Source organism: Streptomyces sp. NBC_00190, assembly GCF_036203305.1.
Lineage (GTDB): Bacteria > Actinomycetota > Actinomycetes > Streptomycetales > Streptomycetaceae > Streptomyces.
In genome coordinates this window covers 2560147-2577403 of record NZ_CP108131.1, presented here as the reverse complement: position 1 = coordinate 2577403, position 17257 = coordinate 2560147, and the positions used below count along the sequence as shown (strand labels likewise).

Genomic DNA, 17257 nt, shown 5'->3' with positions numbered 1-17257 from the left:
TGGCGGAAACCACAGCTGGCGATACTGGGCCGGCCCGACTGTGTCCAGGCCCTCGCGGTGGTGGTGCACAGGCCGTCTGAACTGCGAGGATGAAGGCATGGACAAGCAGCAGGAATTCGTCCTCCGGACGCTTGAGGAGCGCGACATCCGCTTCGTGCGCCTGTGGTTCACCGACGTACTGGGCTTCCTCAAGTCCGTCGCGGTCGCCCCCGCGGAGCTGGAGCAGGCCTTCGACGAGGGCATCGGCTTCGACGGCTCCGCGATCGAGGGCTTCGCGCGGGTCTACGAGTCCGACATGATCGCCAGGCCGGACCCGAGCACCTTCCAGATACTGCCGTGGCGCGCAGAGGCCCCCGGCACCGCCCGGATGTTCTGCGACATCCTGATGCCGGACGGCTCCCCGTCCTTCGCGGACCCGCGCTACGTCCTCAAGCGCATCCTGGCCAAGACCTCCGACCTGGGCTTCACCTTCTACACCCACCCGGAGATCGAGTTCTTCCTGCTGAAGGACAAGCCGCTCGACGGCACCAGGCCCACTCCCGCGGACAACTCCGGCTACTTCGACCACACTCCGCAGAACGTGGGCATGGATTTCCGCCGCCAGGCGATCACCATGCTCGAATCGATGGGCATCTCGGTCGAGTTCAGCCACCACGAGGGCGCCCCGGGCCAGCAGGAGATCGACCTGCGCTACGCCGACGCGCTCTCCACGGCCGACAACATCATGACCTTCCGCCTGGTGATGAAGCAGGTTGCCCTGGAGCAGGGCGTGCAGGCCACCTTCATGCCGAAGCCCTTCTCGGAGTTCCCCGGCTCGGGCATGCACACCCACCTCTCCCTCTTCGAGGGCGACCGCAACGCCTTCTACGAGTCGGGCGCCGAGTACCAGCTCTCCAAGGTCGGCCGCTCGTTCATCGCGGGCCTGCTGAAGCACGCGGCGGAGACCGCGGCCGTCACCAACCAGTGGGTCAACTCCTACAAGCGCATCTGGGGCGGCTCCTCCCGCACCGCCGGCTCGGGCGGCGAGGCCCCCTCGTACATCTGCTGGGGCCACAACAACCGCTCGGCCCTGATCCGCGTCCCGATGTACAAGCCGGGCAAGACCGGCTCCGCGCGCGTCGAGGTCCGCTCGATCGACTCGGGTGCCAACCCGTACCTCACGTACGCCGTCCTGCTGGCCGCCGGCCTGAAGGGCATCGAGGAGGGCTACGAACTCCCGGCGGGCGCCGACGACGACGTCTGGGCCCTCTCCGACGCCGAACGCCGCGCGATGGGCATCGAACCCCTCCCGCAGAACCTCGGCGAGGCCATCGCCCTGATGGAGCGCAGCGAACTGGTCGCCGAAACCCTCGGCGAGCACGTCTTCGATTTCTTCCTGCGCAACAAGAAGCAGGAGTGGGAGGAATACCGCTCGGAGGTCACGGCCTTCGAACTCCGCAAGAACCTCCCGGTGCTGTAGCCGCAGCTCACAGCCCCATCGGGGCATGCACGACACTCCGGGCCGGTGGTCACTGACCACCGGCCCGGAGTCGTTGTGCGTCAGGTGGCCGGGAGTTGCTCCTGCAGCCAGTCGAAGACGACGTCGCAGTGTTGCTGCGGGGCCATCGGGGAGCAGTGCAGCTGGGCGCCGGTGGCCGCGGTGAGCTTCAGGTAGTCCTTGTTGGGAGTCGTCAGTTTGTCGAACATCAGGCGCGGCTGGCCGGGATAGAACTGCTCGTAGTCGTAGTCGAGGACCAGCGTGGGGATCTTGATGCGGCCGATGACGTTCGTGATGTCCAGCGACTCGATGAGTTTGGCGGGGGTCCAGAAGTCGGTGAACATCTTCCCCTTGCGGGCGTCCAGCATCGCCGGCACGGAGAAGGGCTCGATGCGCTTCTTCATCGTCGCGGCCGCCTCCGGGGGCAGTTGGGGGACGACCTCCTTGTTCCAGATGGCGTTCGTCTCCTCCTTGTCCGGGGTGACGATCTTCCGGAGCTCCGGAGGGAAGCCGAGCCACGGCGACAAGCAGCCGGGCATCGCCACCACAGCGGCGATCCTGCTCTCGAAGGCCGCGGCCCGGGGTGCCAGGTTCCCGCCCATGCTCAGCCCGGTCAGGGCGATCCTGTCCGTGTCCACGTCCGGGCGGGCGACCAGCCAGTCGACGAGCGGCGTCACGACGGTCTCCCAGCGCGGCGTGAAGACCACCTGGTCGACGAAGAGCAGCTGCCCTTGGCCCGGCCCGTCGTACACCAGGGCGTTCCAGCCGCGTGCCAGGGCGGCCGAGACGCCGTAGGTCCACATGTCGACGTCCTGCCCGTCGCTGCCGTTCGTGAGGATCACGGTGGGGCGCCGCTCACCCGAGGTGTCCGGCCGGAAGAACCACACCGGCAGCGGCGTCTTCTGGTACGGGACCTTCGCCGTCACCGGCGCCGGGTCGCACAGTCTGCAGAACGTGTCCCAGGCGCCGCGCCCCGCCTTGTACAGCTGCTCCTCGCTGCCCGGGTCGTCGGAGCCGAGGACGAAGAACAGGGCCTGGGCGTAGTACTGCGCGGCCCGCAGGGCGCGGAAGCGCGTGGTCTGCTGGTCGGGCTTGCTGCCCTGGGGCTGCCCCATGAGCTGATCGCCGAGTTTCCTGAAGGTCTCGGTGTACGTCTGGGCCGAGAGGCCGGCCTTGTTGATCGCGTTCACGGCGGTGAGTACCTCGCCCACCTCGGCGCCGCCGAAACCGGACCCGCCGAGCGCCAGGAGCCCGCTGAAGTTGAAGGCGGGGTCCTTGAAGAGGGTCATCACGCCGGGCGTGGGTCCGCCCGCGGGAGCGGAGGCCGACTCCGAGGGGGCGGGTGCGGGCGCGTTCGCGGGCGTGGCGCCCGACTGTGTGCACCCGGCGGCCAGCACGGCCCCGGTCCCGCCGACGAGCCCGGCAAGCGCGGTGCGACGGGTGGGGCCGGAGGTGCGGTCACTCGGTGCGTACGTCATGGCAGCCGAACGTAGGAGCCGCACCTGCGGCCCTTCTGTGCGCGACACCCGTTGTTCCCCCGAATGGCGCCTCACACAGTGCCTGGATGCGCGACACCGCTACGGGGCCGCGCGCAGGCGTTTGCCCTGCCGGCCCAGCACCACCTTGACCGGGACCAGCACCGCCCACCACAGCTCCGCGGCCACCGGGGAGACGAAGGCGAGCGGCACGGCGACGGCGAAGACCAGCACCGTCGACGCCATGTCGAGCACGTCGTTGTGCGCCACGGGATCGGGCATCGCCGTGCTGCTCAGCCACGGGCGCTTCCACAGCACGACCGTCAGCGCGAGCTGTGCGGCCCCGATGGCCGCGACGGCGCCGGAGTAGACGGCCACCGACTGCGGCTGGCCCCCGTACTCGGCCAGCAGGGTGGTGGGGAAGGGCATCAGGGCGATCAGCCCGAGGTTCAGCAAACCGAGCTTGACGACGGTGCCGTCCACGTCCCGCACGTACCGAAAGACCTGATGGTGGCCCCGCCAGAACGCTGCGATGACCGCGAAGCTGAGGGCGTACGCCCACAGGTTGGGCACCACGTCCGCCAGCGACTCTTCGAAACCGGCCGGGTCCAGTCCGGCGGGCAGCGCGATGTCCAGCGCCAGCAGCGTCATCGCGATGGCGAAGACGCCGTCCGACAGCGCGAGGATCCGGGCCGAGCTCCCCTCGTCGTCCCGCACCCGCTGGTGACCGTTCACCACGCCACCATAGGGTTGAACGGGTAGAAATCTGCTCATATCCGCGTGCGTTACGCGAAGTTCGACCAGGCCGGCCGTCTTGGCCCTGGACGCCCGGGGCGCCCGGAACTTCCGTGCAGGTCTGCATGTCACGAGCCTGTGACAGGGAACGGATAGTTCCGGCGAAGGTGATCGATAGGTTCATATCAGCAGAACCGCCACGCCTCAGCGGCCCCACACGACAGAGGGGGCGGCATTGCGACTCTTCCCGCCCATTCCTCTGCCTGGAGTCGTTCATGTCGACCTACGCCACCGCCATCCGCCGCACCATGTTGTGCGCCGCCGTCGTCACGGCCGCGCTGACGGGTGCGGCCCTCACTCCGGCCGTCGCTTCCGCGGCGTCCACCACTGCCGACCACTGCACCGTGACCGCGGTGAACGACATCGGTGCCGGCACCAGCGCGCGGATGACCATGAGCCCGAAGGGCCCTTCGGTGACCTTCGAAGACGGACCCGGTGACCCGATCAAGAGGCTGGGCACTCTCGACCGCGCACACCCCAAGCTCCCGGCGTCGGCGGGCATTTACGCCGAGATCCTCAACCCCTACAGCGCTACGCCCAAGCTCAAGACCAAGACCCAGGGCGGAAGCACCGGATACGGCACCCAGGACTTCCCCGCGCTGCCCAAGGGCTGCACCCTCGAAGGCGCCGGTAAGAGCAGTGGTACCGGCACGGGCCAGACCAGCGTGGTGCCCAAGGGTCCCGTCGCCGCCGGCGCCGAGTTCGGAGACGGGGACGGGGGCGGCGAGCGGAACAACCTCATCGGCGGAGGCGTGATCGCTGCCGCGGGTGTCGGCGCCGCCGGGTTCGCGCTGCTGCGCCGTCGGGCCGTCGGCCGCGGCTGAGTCCGCACCGTCGCCGGGCCGTACCCGCGAGCAGCGGGTGCGGCCCGGCGCGCTGTGGTACGTGGGGATCCGGCGAATGGCCAGTGGGCCCGGCTTGAGCCGCTGATGCCGCCGGGCATCAAGCCGGGCCGGCCGCAGGTGTCGACGCGCCGGAGCGTTACGGTCTGCGGGACCGGGGCTATGACCCGTCCCGCTGCCCCCTTCGCCCCCCGCCCAGAGCGACACCGCTGGAGCATCGTGTACCTGCCCGGACCGGCCGTCCGACCGCCCTCCTGCTGTCGGCCTCCCTCGTCACCGTGCTCGCCGACGGTCTGGCCGGCTGCTCCCTGATCGGCCCGTCCGTGTCGTGCGAGGACTCGGAGCAGCGGTTGAAGGACATGTCGTCCCTCGCGATCCTCGACGCGAAGCCGCCCCGGGCCTCACCCCCGGCGGGCCACACCGAGGTGGAGACCGCACCCGACTTCGGGGCCGGAACCGGAGTCGAAGTACTGGTCGGCGCAGAGATCGACGGCTCGCCCGCGCCCTGCTGGGACTAGCCGAAAAGGCCGCGCTTGACCTTGGCCGCGTAGAGGAATTCGGGTGGGTAGTTCCCCGAGTGCTTGCGGTCGTAGTGGTCCTGGATGTCCTCCAGGGCCTTGGACTGCTTCGTCAGGGAAGTGCGGTACCGGCACTCCCCGCAGAAGAACTTGAAGCCCTTGATCTTCACCAGAAGCCTCCTCGCACAGGGTTCCGACGCTCCTCGTCGGCCTGGGGATGACGCACGACAAGTGTCGCCCCACGGAAGGCAGTTATGGAATATGTTTCTAGAAAGATCTTCAAATTTCGGGGATTGCGTCACGCCCTTCAGCGGACCGCGCGGTGCCAGGCCGGGGTGGTCGAGGCGCGCGGGGTCGATGTGATGTGGAGTTGCGCGTCCAGCCCGAGGACCGCCGTGGTGGCGCCCGAGAGTTCGAGGACGGCCGCCGGGGCGCCCGCGTAGAGCATCGCGGACTCCGTCCACGCGGGCGGGCCGCCCAGGCCCGTCGTGCCGATGGTGCCGCTGTCCGCGCGGCCCGAGATGAGGCGGCCCGCGCCGGCGACCGCGCCGTAGCCCGCCCGGCCGCCCGCCTCCGCGACGCTGGAGACCTGGGGCTTGCCCGGGCCGGCCGTGACCAGGGCGGTGCGGACGACCCCCGAGTCGGGGCGGCGGAAGTACAGGCGGACGCCCGCGCCGTCCGGGGCCGCCGAGAGGGGGACCGTCGTGGCGGGCAGGCCCGTCTCCGACGGCCCGGACAGCGGGGAGCCCGGGCCGGCCTGGGTCCAGGCCAGGACCGACTTCGTGGTGGTGGCGTACACGTGGCGGCGTCCGGCCGAGTCGACCGCCGTCACCGGGTCGCCCTGCAGGTCCTCGCCACCCAGGCGCCGCCAGGCGGAGAAGCCGCCGCCCGGCAGCTGGGCGGTGGCGCGCAGCGTGCGCCGGGCGTCGCGGAGGTACACGGTGAGCCGGCCGTCCGCGTCCACGCCCGCCGAGGGAGCGCTGATCGCCGACGTGCCGTCCTCGTCGGCCACTTCGGGGCTGCCGAGCGACTGCCACGGGCCGAACGGGCCGTCGGGCGCGGACTGGACGGCGTACACGACCTCGCGCAGGTAGCCCGTCGGTACCGGGCCGAAAGCCGTGCGGGTGGCGACGACCGCGATCCGCCCGTCCGGGAAGCGTGCGGTGCTCGCCCCGGGGTCGATGCCCGTACCCGGGAGGAGGGCCGGTCCCGCCCAGTCGCCGCCGGGTGCCCGGGTCCAGTAGGCGGTCTGCCCGTCCAGCGTGGCGAAGGCCCAGAGCCGGCCGGGCGTGCCCTCGGCCAGCCAGGAGCTGTGGTCGGCGCGGCTGTAGCGCAGCGACTGGGCCCAGTTGCGCCCGGTCGGGTTGCCCGCGACCTTCCGGTCGCCGCAGCCCGAGGGGGAGCCGCAGTAGTCCTGGTGGTCGTGCCAGGCGTACGTCTTCAGGTAGCCGGTCTTCGTCTCGGCCGTCTGCGGGTCCAGCGCGTGCGGGAGGGTGCTGTTGTGGTAGCCGAGGTAGTTCTGGACCGAGAAGTGCGGGCGGTCCGTGACCTGGGCGGCGTACGCGGTGGTGGCGGCCTGCACGAACCGCGCCCCGTACATGTGGTCCTGGTGGTCGGTGTACTTGCCGGTGCCGGGGTCCCCGTACCGGCCCGGCGTCGGGTCCTGCATGCGTATCGTCGTCGGCCGGTAGCGTGCCAGGACCCCGGCTATCGCCTGTATCAGCTGGTCCTTCGTGTACGTGAACTGCTGCTTGACCGGGGTGCCGGAGGTCAGCTGGGCACCCAGCGCGGCTATCTTGCCGTTCCACAGGCCGCGCAGGCTGTCGGGGGTGTCCTCGCCGGTGCTGCGGGCCTCGCGCAGCTGCAGCCAGACCAGGTTGACCTGCGGCTTCGCGATGAGGACGTCGAGCTCGGCCTGGCCCCCGCCCGCGGTGGGTATGACGGTGCGCTTCCAGGCGCTGGTCCGGTCGCCGGTCGCCATCTGGGCGTAGGCGGAGCGGATGCCGTTCTGCCGCGCCTCCGCGTAGTGGGTGCGGTCGGCAGGCTGCTCCGGGTCCTTGACGCTCGCGCCGTGCGCCTCGTTGCGGCCGTCGGCCTCGCCGGAGGTGAGGTAGGCGGTGGTCACCGGTATGCCGGACAGCAGCGACCGGCTGAGGTCGGGGTTCATGAAGAACAGGTCGTCGTCGGGGTGGGCGACGATCTGGACGACCGACCCGGCGGTGACGCTCGCGGGCAGGGCCGCGACCGGGCCCGTCTCCGCCGTGGCCTCGGCCGGCGTCTGCTGGCCGGAGGCCACGGCGAACACGCCGGTGGCACCGGCCGTCAGCGCGGTGAGCAGAGCCGCGAAGCGGCGACGGGTCAAGGGCATCGGTCACGCCTTGGGTTCGTTCCGGGCGGGAAAAACCGCTGAGCAGTCAGAGAGAGGCGAAATCAGGGAACTTGGTTCGCCGATTTCGCCGATTGCTCCTGCTTTCCGAAGACGGCCGGCTGCGCCGGTGCGTTGTGGAGCTTTTGGTCCTGATATGTGACAGGAAAGTGGAGGATATCCGTCCGCACCGCGGTCCCAACCGGCGTGCGGATAGGGGGTGTTGGGCGCCCGGGCGTCGGACCCCCGGCGCTGGGCTCCCACGTGCTGGGGCTCCCGGGCGCCGGGCTTCCGCTACGGAGCCGTGTTGGGCGGGCCCACCGGCTGCCAGGGCGCCAGGTGCGCGTCCGGCGCGTCCGCCGACGAGGTCACGTACAGCCGCGCGTCCATCCCCAGCACCGCCAGGCTGACCAGGTTCTTCCCGGTCATCGTCGAGGAAGGCGCACCGACGAACATCAGCGGCGACCGCTCCCACGGCCGCCCCTCCCCGAGGCCCGAGCCCAGCTGCCCGCCCGCCGTGCGGCCCGCCAGCACGTGCCCGCTCGCCGTCACCGCGCCGAAGCCCTGGAGGCCGCCGAGGTCGGTGAGGTGGTTCACCTTCAGCCCGCCGTCACCCGTCAGCAGGGCGGTACGGACGTTGCCGGATCCCGGCTTGCGGAACCACAGCCGTACCCCGCCCTCGCGGCCCTCCGCGGTGAGCGGGAGCGTGGTGTCGGGCAGCCCGGTGGCGGTGGCCGGCCCCAGCGCGGCGCCCGGCTTCGGCTGCACCCAGCCCACCACCGTCTTGGACGTCGAGGAGAACACCATCCGCCGCCCGGCGCCGTCGGTCGCGGTGGCCGGGGTGCCGTGCAGATCGGCGCCGCCGTACTTCTCCCACGGGCCCCAGCCGCCGCCCGCCTGCTGCACCCGCCCGCGCAGGGTGGACGCGCCGTCGCGGACGTACGCCGCCAGCTGGCCGGTGCCGTCGACCGAGACGGCGGGCGCGCTGATGTCGGAGGTCCAGTTCTCGTCCGCGGTCTCCGGGGTGCCCAGCGACTGCCATTCCCCGAACTCCTCGGAGCCCGGGCGCTGCTGGACCGCGTAGACGACCTCGCGCCTGTAGTCGGCGGGCTTCGCGCCGAAGGAGGTACGGGTGCCGAAGGCGGCTATCCGGCCGTCCTTCAGGGTGACGGTGGACATGCCCGGGTCCATGCCGGTGCCGGGAAGCAGGACCGGCCCGCTCCAGCGGCCGATCAGGCCCGTCCGGTGCCAGACGGCGACCCGGCCGTCGAGCACCTTGAAGGCCCACAGCCCGTACTCCTTGTCGGAGGTCAGCCAGGAGGTGCTGGTGCCGCGCGCGTAGTTGATGGAGTCGGACCAGCGGTTGCCCGCCGGGTGGTCGGAGATCTTGAGGTCGCCGCAGCCGGCGTCGCTGCCGCAGTGGTTCTGCCTGTCGAGCCAGGCGTACGTACCCAGGATGTCCAGCTTCTCCTTGGCCTCGTCCGGGTCCAGGGCGCTGGGCAGGGAGCCGTTGAAGTAGCCGAGGTAGTTCTGCACCGCGAAGTGCGGCCGGTCCTTGACGTCCTTCGCGTACGCCGCGGTCGCCAGCTGCGCGAAGCGGGCGCCGTAGAAGTGGTCCTGGTGGTCGGTGTAGTGCTTGGTGTCGGGGTGCCGGCCGGGGGTCGGGTCCTGGGAGCGGACGGTGGTCGGCCGGTACTGCTCCAGGACGCCGACGAGGGTCTGGACGACCTGGTCCTTCGTGTACGCGAACCGCTGCTTGACCGGGGTGCCGGAGGTGAGCATCGACTCCAGGCGGGGGACCTTGCCGTCCCACAGGCCGTGCAGGCTGTCCGGGACGTCGTCGTACACGTTGCCGGCCTCGCGCAGCTGCAGCCAGACGAGGTTCACCTCGGGCTTGGCGACGAGGACGTCGACCTCGGCCTGGCCGCCGCCCTTGGTCGGGACGACGGTGCGCTTCCAGGCGCTGCTGCGGTCGCCGGTGGCCATCTTGGCGTAGGCGGCGCGGATGCCGTTCTGTCGGGCCTCGGCGTACCTGGGCTTGTTGGCCGGGGTGCCGGCCTCCTTGGCGGCGACGGCGTTGATGCCGTCGGCCTCGCCGGAGGTCAGGTAGACCGAGGTCACGGGGTGGCCGGCGGATATGGAATAGCGCAGGTCCGGATTCATGAAATACAGGTCGTCGTCCGGGTGCGCGACGATCTGGAGCACCCGGCCGGGGTCGGGCGCGTCGGCGGCGGCCGCCGGGGCCGCGGCCCTGCTCTCGGGAGCGGCGGGGGACTCCAGGCGGGCGAGGGCGTCGTTGCCCCGAAGCAGGAGCATGCTGCCGGCGGCGGTGGCCGCACAGAAGGCGACGACCTTGACGAGCCCGGCCCGGTGGCGCCCTTTCGCCTGCGGCGTGGTGCGTGATCCGGTGGCGGCCGGGGCCGAGCCCGCTGCGCGACGGCGCCCGCGCTTCGCCTCCGGCGCGGTGGGCGAGTCGGCGGTGGCGGGAGCCTTGGCCCGGCGCCCGCGCTTCGGCTCCGGCGCGGCGGGGGTCTTCGCCCTGCCGCGCCGGCCGCCGGTGCCCTCGGCCGCGCGGGCCCGCCGCGCGGCCCTGCGCCCGGCGGGGACGTGCGGCTCCGGGGCTTCGCCCGTGCCGGCCCGCCCGTCAGCCGTCGGCGGGGTCGCCCGTTCCCAGGCGGTGTCGGCCGACGGGTCCTGCGGGTCCCAGGTTCCGGCCCCGTGGTGCTGCCACGCGGGACCGGGGGGCGGCGCCTGTTCCCAGCCGGGGTGGCCCGACGGGTCCTGCGGGTCCCAGGCTCCGGCCCCGTGGTGCTGCCACGCGGGACCGGGCGGCGGCGCCTGTTCCCAGCCGGGGTGGCCCGACGGACCCTGCGGGTCCCAGGCTCCGGGGTCCTGCCGAGCCGCACCGGGACCGGGACCAGGGCCAGGGCCGGGGCGTGCGTCGGACATGGGGCTCCTCGTCACCGGTCTGCGGGGAGCGGTCCCCATCACGTCATAAATCTTCGGATAATCGGATAACCGTGATCATGATACGTCGCGGTGAGTCGAACGCCTGCGCCGGATAGGCTCACTCCAGGCACGCCAGGGCAGTGGCAGCGACAACCGCGGGAGGCGGCGGGATGACAGTCCCGGGACGCAGGAGCAGCACCTTCATCCGGCTGCTGCGCAGCGGCTTCACCGACCCCTCCGCCGCGGGCCGGCTGCTCGACGCCGACGTGCTGGCCGCCGTACGCACCGATCCGGTGCTCCTCGACGCCCTCGGGGCGACGGCCGACCCCGACCTCGCCCTCCTCGGACTCGTACGGCTCGCCGAGGCGCAGCCCGCCGACGAACTGCCCGGGCTCCTCGACACCCTCGTCAGCGCCAAGCCGCTGCGCGACCGCCTCCTCGGTGTGCTCGGCGCCTCCGAGGCACTCGGCGACCACCTCGCCCGCCACCCCCGCGACTGGCAGGCCCTCGTCACCTACGAGGCCGCCGACCTGCACCCCGGGCTCCCCGAGTTCGAGCAGGGCCTCGCCGACGCCCACGACCCCGTCGCGCTCCGCGTCGCCTACCGCCGCTGCCTGCTCTCCATCGCCGCCCGAGACGTCTGCGGGACCATAGACGTCTCCCAGACCGCCGCCGAGCTCGCGGACCTCGCCACCGCCACCCTCCGCGCGGCCCTGCGCATCGCCTCCGCCGCCGCACCCGAGGACGCCGCCCAGTGCCGCCTCGCCGTCATCGCGATGGGCAAGTGCGGCGGCAACGAGCTGAACTACGTCTCCGACGTCGACGTCATCTTCGTCGGGGAGGCCGTGAACGGAATCGACGAGGGCAAGGGCATCCAGGCCGCCACCCGCCTCGCCTCCCACCTCATGCGGATCTGTTCCGAGACCACCGTCGAGGGCACCATCTGGCCCGTCGACGCCAACCTCCGCCCCGAGGGCCGCAACGGCCCCCTCGTCCGGACCCTCGCCTCCCACCTCGCCTACTACCAACGCTGGGCCAAGACCTGGGAGTTCCAGGCCCTCCTCAAGGCCCGCGCCGTCGCCGGGGACGAAGCCCTCGGCGCCGGGTACGTCGACGCCATAAGCCCCCTGGTCTGGCAGGCCGCCGAGCGCGAGAACTTCGTTGCCGACGTCCAGAAGATGCGCCGCCGCGTCGTCGACAACATCCCCGCCGCCCAGGTCGACCGCGAACTCAAACTCGGCCCCGGCGGCCTGCGCGACGTCGAGTTCGCCGTCCAGCTGCTCCAGCTCGTGCACGGTCGCCACGACGCCACCCTGCACTCCGGCACCACCCTCGACGCCCTCCACGCCCTGGCCGCCGGAGGCTACGTCGGCCGCGCCGACGCCGCCCAACTGCACGACGCGTACCGCTTCCTGCGCGCCATGGAGCACCGCATCCAGCTCTACCGGCTGCGCCGCACCCACCTCGTCCCCGAGGACGAGGGCGACCTGCGGCGCCTGGGCCGCTCGCTCGGCCTGCGCACCGAACCCGTCGCCGAGCTCAACAAGGCCTGGCGCAGGCACGCCTCCGTGGTCCGGCGCCTGCACGAGAAGCTCTTCTACCGGCCGCTCCTGGACGCCGTCGCCCAGCTCACCCCCGGCGAGACCCGGCTCTCCCCGCGCGCCGCTGGCCAGCGCCTCGAAGCCCTCGGGTACGCCGACCCGGCGTCGGCCCTGCGCCACCTCGAAGCCCTCGCCTCCGGCGTCACCCGCAAGGCCGCCATCCAGCGCACCCTGCTGCCGGTCCTCCTCGGCTGGTTCGCCGACTCCGCCGACCCGGACGCCGGCCTGCTGAACTTCCGCAAGGTCTCCGACGCCCTCGGCAAGACGCCCTGGTACCTGCGGCTGCTGCGCGACGAGGGCGCCGCCGCCGAGAACCTCGCCCGCGTCCTGTCCGCCGGCCGCCTCGCCCCCGACCTCCTCATGCGCGCCCCCGAGGCCGTCGCCCTGCTCGGCGACCCCGAAGGCCTCCAGCCCCGTACCCACGAGGCCCTGGAGCAGGAGGTCCTCGCCGCCGTCGGCCGCGCCGACAGCGCCGAAGCCGGCGTCGCCGCCGTCCGCGGGGTGCGCCGCCGCGAGCTCTTCCGCACCACCGCCGCCGACATCATCCGCTCGTACGGTACGGAGGACAGCCCCGCCGAGGAGGACCACGGAGCCCTCGTCGACCGGGTCGGCGGAGCCGTCTCCGACCTCACCGCCGCCACCGTCGCCGGCGCCCTGCGCGCCGCCGTCCAGTCCCACTGGGGCGACACCCTGCCCACCCGTTTCGCCGTCATCGGCGTCGGCCGCTTCGGCGGCCACGAACTGGGCTACGGCTCCGACGCCGACGTCCTGTTCGTCCACGAACCCCGCGAAGGCGTCGACGAGCAGGAGTCCGCGAAGGCCGCCCAGGCGGTCGTCGCCGAGATGCGCAGGCTGCTCCAGCTGCCCACCGCGGACCCGCCGCTGCTCATCGACGCCGACCTGCGCCCCGAAGGACGCTCCGGCCCCCTGGTGCGCACACTGGCCTCCTACGCCGCGTACTACCGGCGCTGGTCCCTGACCTGGGAGAGCCAGGCCCTGCTGCGCGCCGAACCCGTGGCGGGCGACGAGGACCTCGGCCGCCGCTTCATCGACCTGATCGACCCGCTGCGCTACCCGATGGAGGGGCTCGGCGAGGACGCCGTACGGGAGATCCGCAGGCTCAAGGCCCGCATGGAGTCCGAGCGGCTGCCGCGCGGCGCCGACCCGACCCTGCACACCAAGCTCGGCCGCGGCGGCCTCAGCGACGTCGAGTGGACCGTCCAGCTGATGCAGATGCGGCACGCCTGGGCCGAACCGGGCCTGCGCACCACCCGTACCCGCGAGGCCCTGGCCGCCGCCCACGCGGCCGGGCTGATCCCGACGGAGGAGGCGCAGATCCTGGACGAGGCCTGGGTACTGGCCACCCGGGTCCGCAACGCCGTGATGCTGGTCCGAGGCCGGGCCGGGGACACGTTCCCGTCCGAGGCCCGCGAGCTGGCGGCGGTGGGCCGCTACCTCGGCTACGCCGAGGGCACGGTCGGCGAGATGCTGGACGACTACCGGCGCATCACCCGCCGGGCCCGGGCCGTGGTGGACGAACTGTTCTACGGGGCGTAGGGGCATAGCGGCACAGGACCTCGACGCCGACCCCCGTACGGCGGCGAGGCCTTGCTCTCCGTCCCGTTACGGGATGGTCTTGTTGTAGGACCTGTCCTGGTCGGAGTCGTAGACCTGCGTGCCCTGGGCGTCGTAGCCCTGGATCCGGGGAGTCCTGGTGACGGGCCGGTCCAGCACGCCGGTGGCGGCGAACCATCCGTGGTCGATCACGGCCTCGGCGGTGGCTCCGCCGTAGGTGACGGTGACCCGGGCGACGCGAGGGTCGACGACGGTGCCGATGCTGCCCCAGCGGTAGGGCAGCTTCCACGGGCCTTCGCCGCTCAGCCGCTGGAGGTGGAGCTTGCCCGCGTTCATGTCGGGGACGACGGCCCCGCTCTCGGGGTTCGCGTCGCCGCCGGCCGAGATGTTGACGCCACTCGTCCGGCCGTTCTTGACGTTGCAGATGAGCCGGATCTGCGTCGGGGCGTCCTTGACGGCGACGATGAACTGGCCGTCGCCCGGGCTGTTGTCGTTGCCGGTACTGCGCAGTGCGAGCAGGATCCGGTAGTCGGAGGCCTCGCCCAGGTCCTGCGGCTTGGCCCCCGCCCCGCCGGAGTGCTGGCGGTTGAAGTCGAGGCACTCGACCAGCTTGATGCCGGCCTGCTCGAAGCTGATGTCGTCGGTGAGCTGCCCGGGAGTCGCGGGAAACTGCGGCAGGCGAGTCCGCTGGGGCGGCTGGACCACCCCGCTCGGCGTCGGGCCGCCGCCCGCCGCGGACACCCGGTCGGACGGCCCGCCGCCATCGCCGTCGCCGGTGACGGCGATCGCCGTGGCCGGTACGACGGCCAGTGCGACCAGCGCCGCCCCCGCCACCGCCAGCCTGCGCCGCCGCTCCACGCGGCCCTGCCGCACGATCGCCTGATACGGAACTGCGGCGGGGCGTACGGCCTCCGCGTCCTGGGCCATCCACTCCCGCAGGTCCAGCTCGAATCCGTCCGGTCCGCCGTCGCCTCGCCCGCTCACAGGACCGCCCTTTCACTCATCTCGTTCGTCGTCGTCGTGATCCGGCCCAGCCCGGGCCATGCGCGCAGCTTGGCCAGCGCCTTGGACGCCTGGCTCTTGATCGTGCCCTGGGAACAGCCCAGGACGTCGGCGGTCTCGGCTTCGGAGAGGTCCTCCCAGTACCGCATGACCACGACCGCCCGCTGCCGGGCGGGCAGTTCGGCCAACGCGGCCATCAGTACGTTGCGCTCATCGGCCCACGCGACGGCGTTGTCGCGCACCGACGTGTCCGGCACGGCGTCCGTCAGCCGCTCCGGTACCCGGCGCTTGCGGAACCGGTCGTTATTGCAACTGACCAGCATCCGGCGCACGTACGCCTCCGGACTGTCGCTGCGCGAGACGCGCCGCCACGAGCGGTACGCCTTCGCGAGCGCCGTCTGGGTCACGTCCTCCGCGTCATGCGGATCGCCGGTCAACAGGTACGCGGTCCGCACCAGATGAGACCAGCGCGCGGCCACGAACGACTGGAACTGAGCTTCTTGCTCGGCGTGCATCGCCACCCCCTTCGCCCTCTTGACCACCTCCCGCTCGGATTCGGTTGCCCGGCGACGAGAACGAATTTCAGGCGGGTCCGTGGCTCCCGGGCGCCTCCGACATAGCGTTCACTCTCAATTCATTGCAACGAGTGGGGTGGGGTTTGTTGCGTTAGACGTTAGACCGTTGCAACGATTTCCTGGCTTTGACCTGCGGTAATGGCATTTCTGCGCAACGAGTATGTTGCCCAGTCTTTGAACGCAACGTAGCTTTTCCCTCATCGGAAACAGCGAGTCAAAGGAAAACGCCATGCTGAAGTTCGACACCGCCGCCCCGGTCGCCGCCGTCCTGGACATTCCCGCGGGGCGCATCCGGTTCATCGCCGCGGACCGGGCCGACACCACGGTCGAGGTCCTGCCCGCGGACGCCTCCAAGGGGCGTGACGTGAAGGCGGCGGAGCAGATCGAGGTCGTATACGCCGACGGCGTCCTGCGGATCGCGGCCCCGGCGGCGAAGAACCGGATCCTGGGCAACTCCGGTTCCGTCGAGGTGACGGTCCAGCTGCCGGCCGGCTCCCGCGTCGAGGCGAAGGCGGCCAGCGCGGAACTGCGGGGCGTCGGACGGCTCGGCGACGTCACCTTCGAGGCCGCGCAGGCCACCGTCAAGCTCGACGAGACCGACAGCGCCCGCCTCACCCTCCAGGCCGGTGACATCACGGTCGGCCGCCTGGGCGGCCCGGCGCAGATCAGCACCCAGAAGGGCGACCTGCGCATCACCGAGGCCGTGCGCGGCACGGTCGAACTGCGCACCGAGGCCGGCGAGATCTCGGTCGGCGCCGCCCGCGGAGTCTCCGCCTCCCTGGACGCCGGCACCTCCTACGGCCGCATCCACAACGCACTCCACAACACCGACGGCGCCGCCGCCGGCCTGAACATCCACGCGACCACCGCCTACGGCGACATCACCGCCCGCAGCCGGTAAGAGGGGCACCCCTCAGGCGCGGCGAGCTCGTCCCTTCCATCGGATTTCACAACAGTTCTCAAGGAGCACATCACCATGTCCATCACCCTTACCGACCAGGATCGCCCGGAGCTGCAGGAGGTCATCGAGGAGATGGCCGCGTCCGGCTTCACCGGCGTGACGATGCGTGTGCACGATGAGCGGGGCGAGTGGGTCGGTAGCGCCGGGGTGCGCGAGCTGGGCGCGACCGCCACGCCCCCGACGAACGGGCATGTCCGGATAGGCAGCAACACCAAGACCTTCACCGCGACCGTGGTGCTGCAACTGGTGGCCGAGGGCAGGATCGGGCTGGACGACCCGGTGGCCGACCACCTGCCCGAGTCCGGGCTGGACCGGCAGATCACGGTGCGGATGCTGTTGCAGCACACCAGCGGGGTGTTCAACTTCACCGGCGAGTACTACGACGACGGGACTTTCGCTCCGGGGATCCCCGCCACGACCGCAGGCCAGGAGTGGGTGGACAACCGGTTCAAGACCTACCGGCCGCAGGAGCTGGTGGAGCTGGCGTTGTCCAAGCCGGCGCGGTTCGCGCCGGGGGCGGACTGGAGCTACTCGAACACCAACTACGTGCTGGCCAGGCTGCTGATCGAGAAGATCACCGGCCGTTCGGTCGCCGAGGAGATGCAGCGGCTGATCCTGGGGCCGCTCGGGCTGTCGGACACCGTGGCGCCGACCACCGAGTCGGACATCCCCGAGCCGCACGCCCACGCCTACTACCGGTACGAGGAGGCCGGCGAGGTGAAGACCGTCGACGTCACCCGCCAGAACCCCTCCTGGATCTCCAGCGGCGGCGACATGATCTCGACCACCCAGGACCTCCACACGTTCATCTCCGCACTGCTGGGCGGCAAGCTCCTGCCGGCCCCGCTGCTGGCCGAGATGTGCAAGCCGCATCCCAAGGCCGGCTACGGCCTCGGGGTGTTCGTGCAGGACGCGGGTGAAAACGGCGGCACCGTCATCACCCACAACGGCGGCATGGCGGGTCATGCGGCGCTGATGTACAGCACGCCCGACGGCAGCAAGACCCTGACCGCCGCGCTGAACTATGTCGACGACGCCGCACTGTCCCTGGCAGGGGCCTTCCAGAAGGCGACGCAGAGGCTCCTCAAGGAGGTGTTCGGCGGCGGGCAGACAGCCCTGTGA

13 protein-coding genes are annotated in these 17257 nt (G+C 71.6%); 6 read left to right on the top strand and 7 right to left on the bottom strand.

What is annotated here, in order from left to right; genetic code table 11:
• Positions 1 to 97: 97 nt before the first annotated feature.
• Positions 98 to 1459, top strand: coding sequence for a glutamine synthetase family protein (locus OG429_RS12495; RefSeq protein ID WP_328925387.1), 1362 nt, complete (start codon positions 98 to 100; stop codon positions 1457 to 1459).
• A gap of 80 nt (positions 1460 to 1539) precedes the next feature.
• Here OG429_RS12495 and OG429_RS12490 read toward each other — a convergent pair whose 3' ends face one another.
• The gene (locus tag OG429_RS12490) at positions 1540 to 2955 is read right to left on the bottom strand and encodes an alpha/beta hydrolase family protein (protein WP_328925386.1); all 1416 of its coding nucleotides are present in this window, start codon (positions 2953 to 2955) and stop codon (positions 1540 to 1542) included.
• Positions 2956 to 3054: 99 nt separating this feature from the next.
• A complete protein-coding gene (locus tag OG429_RS12485) occupies positions 3055 to 3690 on the bottom strand; it encodes a TMEM175 family protein (protein ID WP_328925385.1) in 636 nt (211 codons plus the stop codon).
• 272 nt (positions 3691 to 3962) lie between these two features.
• On the opposite strand from OG429_RS12485, the gene OG429_RS12480 reads away from it, so the two are divergent.
• Both OG429_RS12480 and OG429_RS12475 read left to right on the top strand, forming a co-directional pair.
• The gene (locus tag OG429_RS12480) at positions 3963 to 4571 is read left to right on the top strand and encodes a hypothetical protein (protein ID WP_328925384.1); all 609 of its coding nucleotides are present in this window, start codon (positions 3963 to 3965) and stop codon (positions 4569 to 4571) included.
• Between the two features lie 296 nt (positions 4572 to 4867).
• Positions 4868 to 5107, top strand: coding sequence for a hypothetical protein (locus tag OG429_RS12475; protein ID WP_328925383.1), 240 nt, complete (start codon positions 4868 to 4870; stop codon positions 5105 to 5107).
• Here the strand turns inward: OG429_RS12475 and OG429_RS12470 are convergent.
• The 3 genes from OG429_RS12470 to OG429_RS12460 form a co-directional block, all read right to left on the bottom strand.
• Positions 5104 to 5277: a hypothetical protein gene (locus OG429_RS12470; RefSeq protein ID WP_328925382.1), complete on the bottom strand. Its 174-nt coding sequence runs from the start codon at positions 5275 to 5277 to the stop codon at positions 5104 to 5106. The two genes, OG429_RS12475 and OG429_RS12470, sit on opposite strands and share 4 nt — an antisense overlap.
• Positions 5278 to 5414: 137 nt before the next feature.
• Positions 5415 to 7475 (bottom strand): PIG-L family deacetylase, encoded by a 2061-nt coding sequence (locus OG429_RS12465; RefSeq protein ID WP_328925381.1) that lies wholly within the window; start codon positions 7473 to 7475, stop codon positions 5415 to 5417.
• 291 nt (positions 7476 to 7766) lie between these two features.
• Complete coding sequence (locus OG429_RS12460; protein ID WP_328925380.1) at positions 7767 to 10421, bottom strand: PIG-L family deacetylase; 2655 nt, start codon at positions 10419 to 10421, stop codon at positions 7767 to 7769.
• A 170-nt stretch (positions 10422 to 10591) separates the two neighbouring features.
• On the opposite strand from OG429_RS12460, the gene OG429_RS12455 reads away from it, so the two are divergent.
• Entirely contained in the window at positions 10592 to 13579 is a 2988-nt protein-coding gene (locus OG429_RS12455) for a bifunctional [glutamine synthetase] adenylyltransferase/[glutamine synthetase]-adenylyl-L-tyrosine phosphorylase (RefSeq protein WP_328925379.1), read from the top strand.
• Positions 13580 to 13645: 66 nt separating this feature from the next.
• On the opposite strand, the gene OG429_RS12450 is transcribed toward OG429_RS12455, so the two are convergent.
• Entirely contained in the window at positions 13646 to 14581 is a 936-nt protein-coding gene (locus OG429_RS12450) for a hypothetical protein (protein ID WP_328925378.1), read from the bottom strand.
• Positions 14578 to 15114, bottom strand: coding sequence for a SigE family RNA polymerase sigma factor (locus OG429_RS12445; RefSeq protein ID WP_328925377.1), 537 nt, complete (start codon positions 15112 to 15114; stop codon positions 14578 to 14580). The genes OG429_RS12450 and OG429_RS12445 overlap by 4 nt, the downstream gene beginning before the upstream one ends.
• A gap of 289 nt (positions 15115 to 15403) precedes the next feature.
• On the opposite strand from OG429_RS12445, the gene OG429_RS12440 reads away from it, so the two are divergent.
• Entirely contained in the window at positions 15404 to 16075 is a 672-nt protein-coding gene (locus OG429_RS12440) for a DUF4097 family beta strand repeat-containing protein (RefSeq protein ID WP_328925376.1), read from the top strand.
• A gap of 75 nt (positions 16076 to 16150) precedes the next feature.
• Complete coding sequence (locus tag OG429_RS12435; RefSeq protein WP_328925375.1) at positions 16151 to 17257, top strand: serine hydrolase domain-containing protein; 1107 nt, start codon at positions 16151 to 16153, stop codon at positions 17255 to 17257.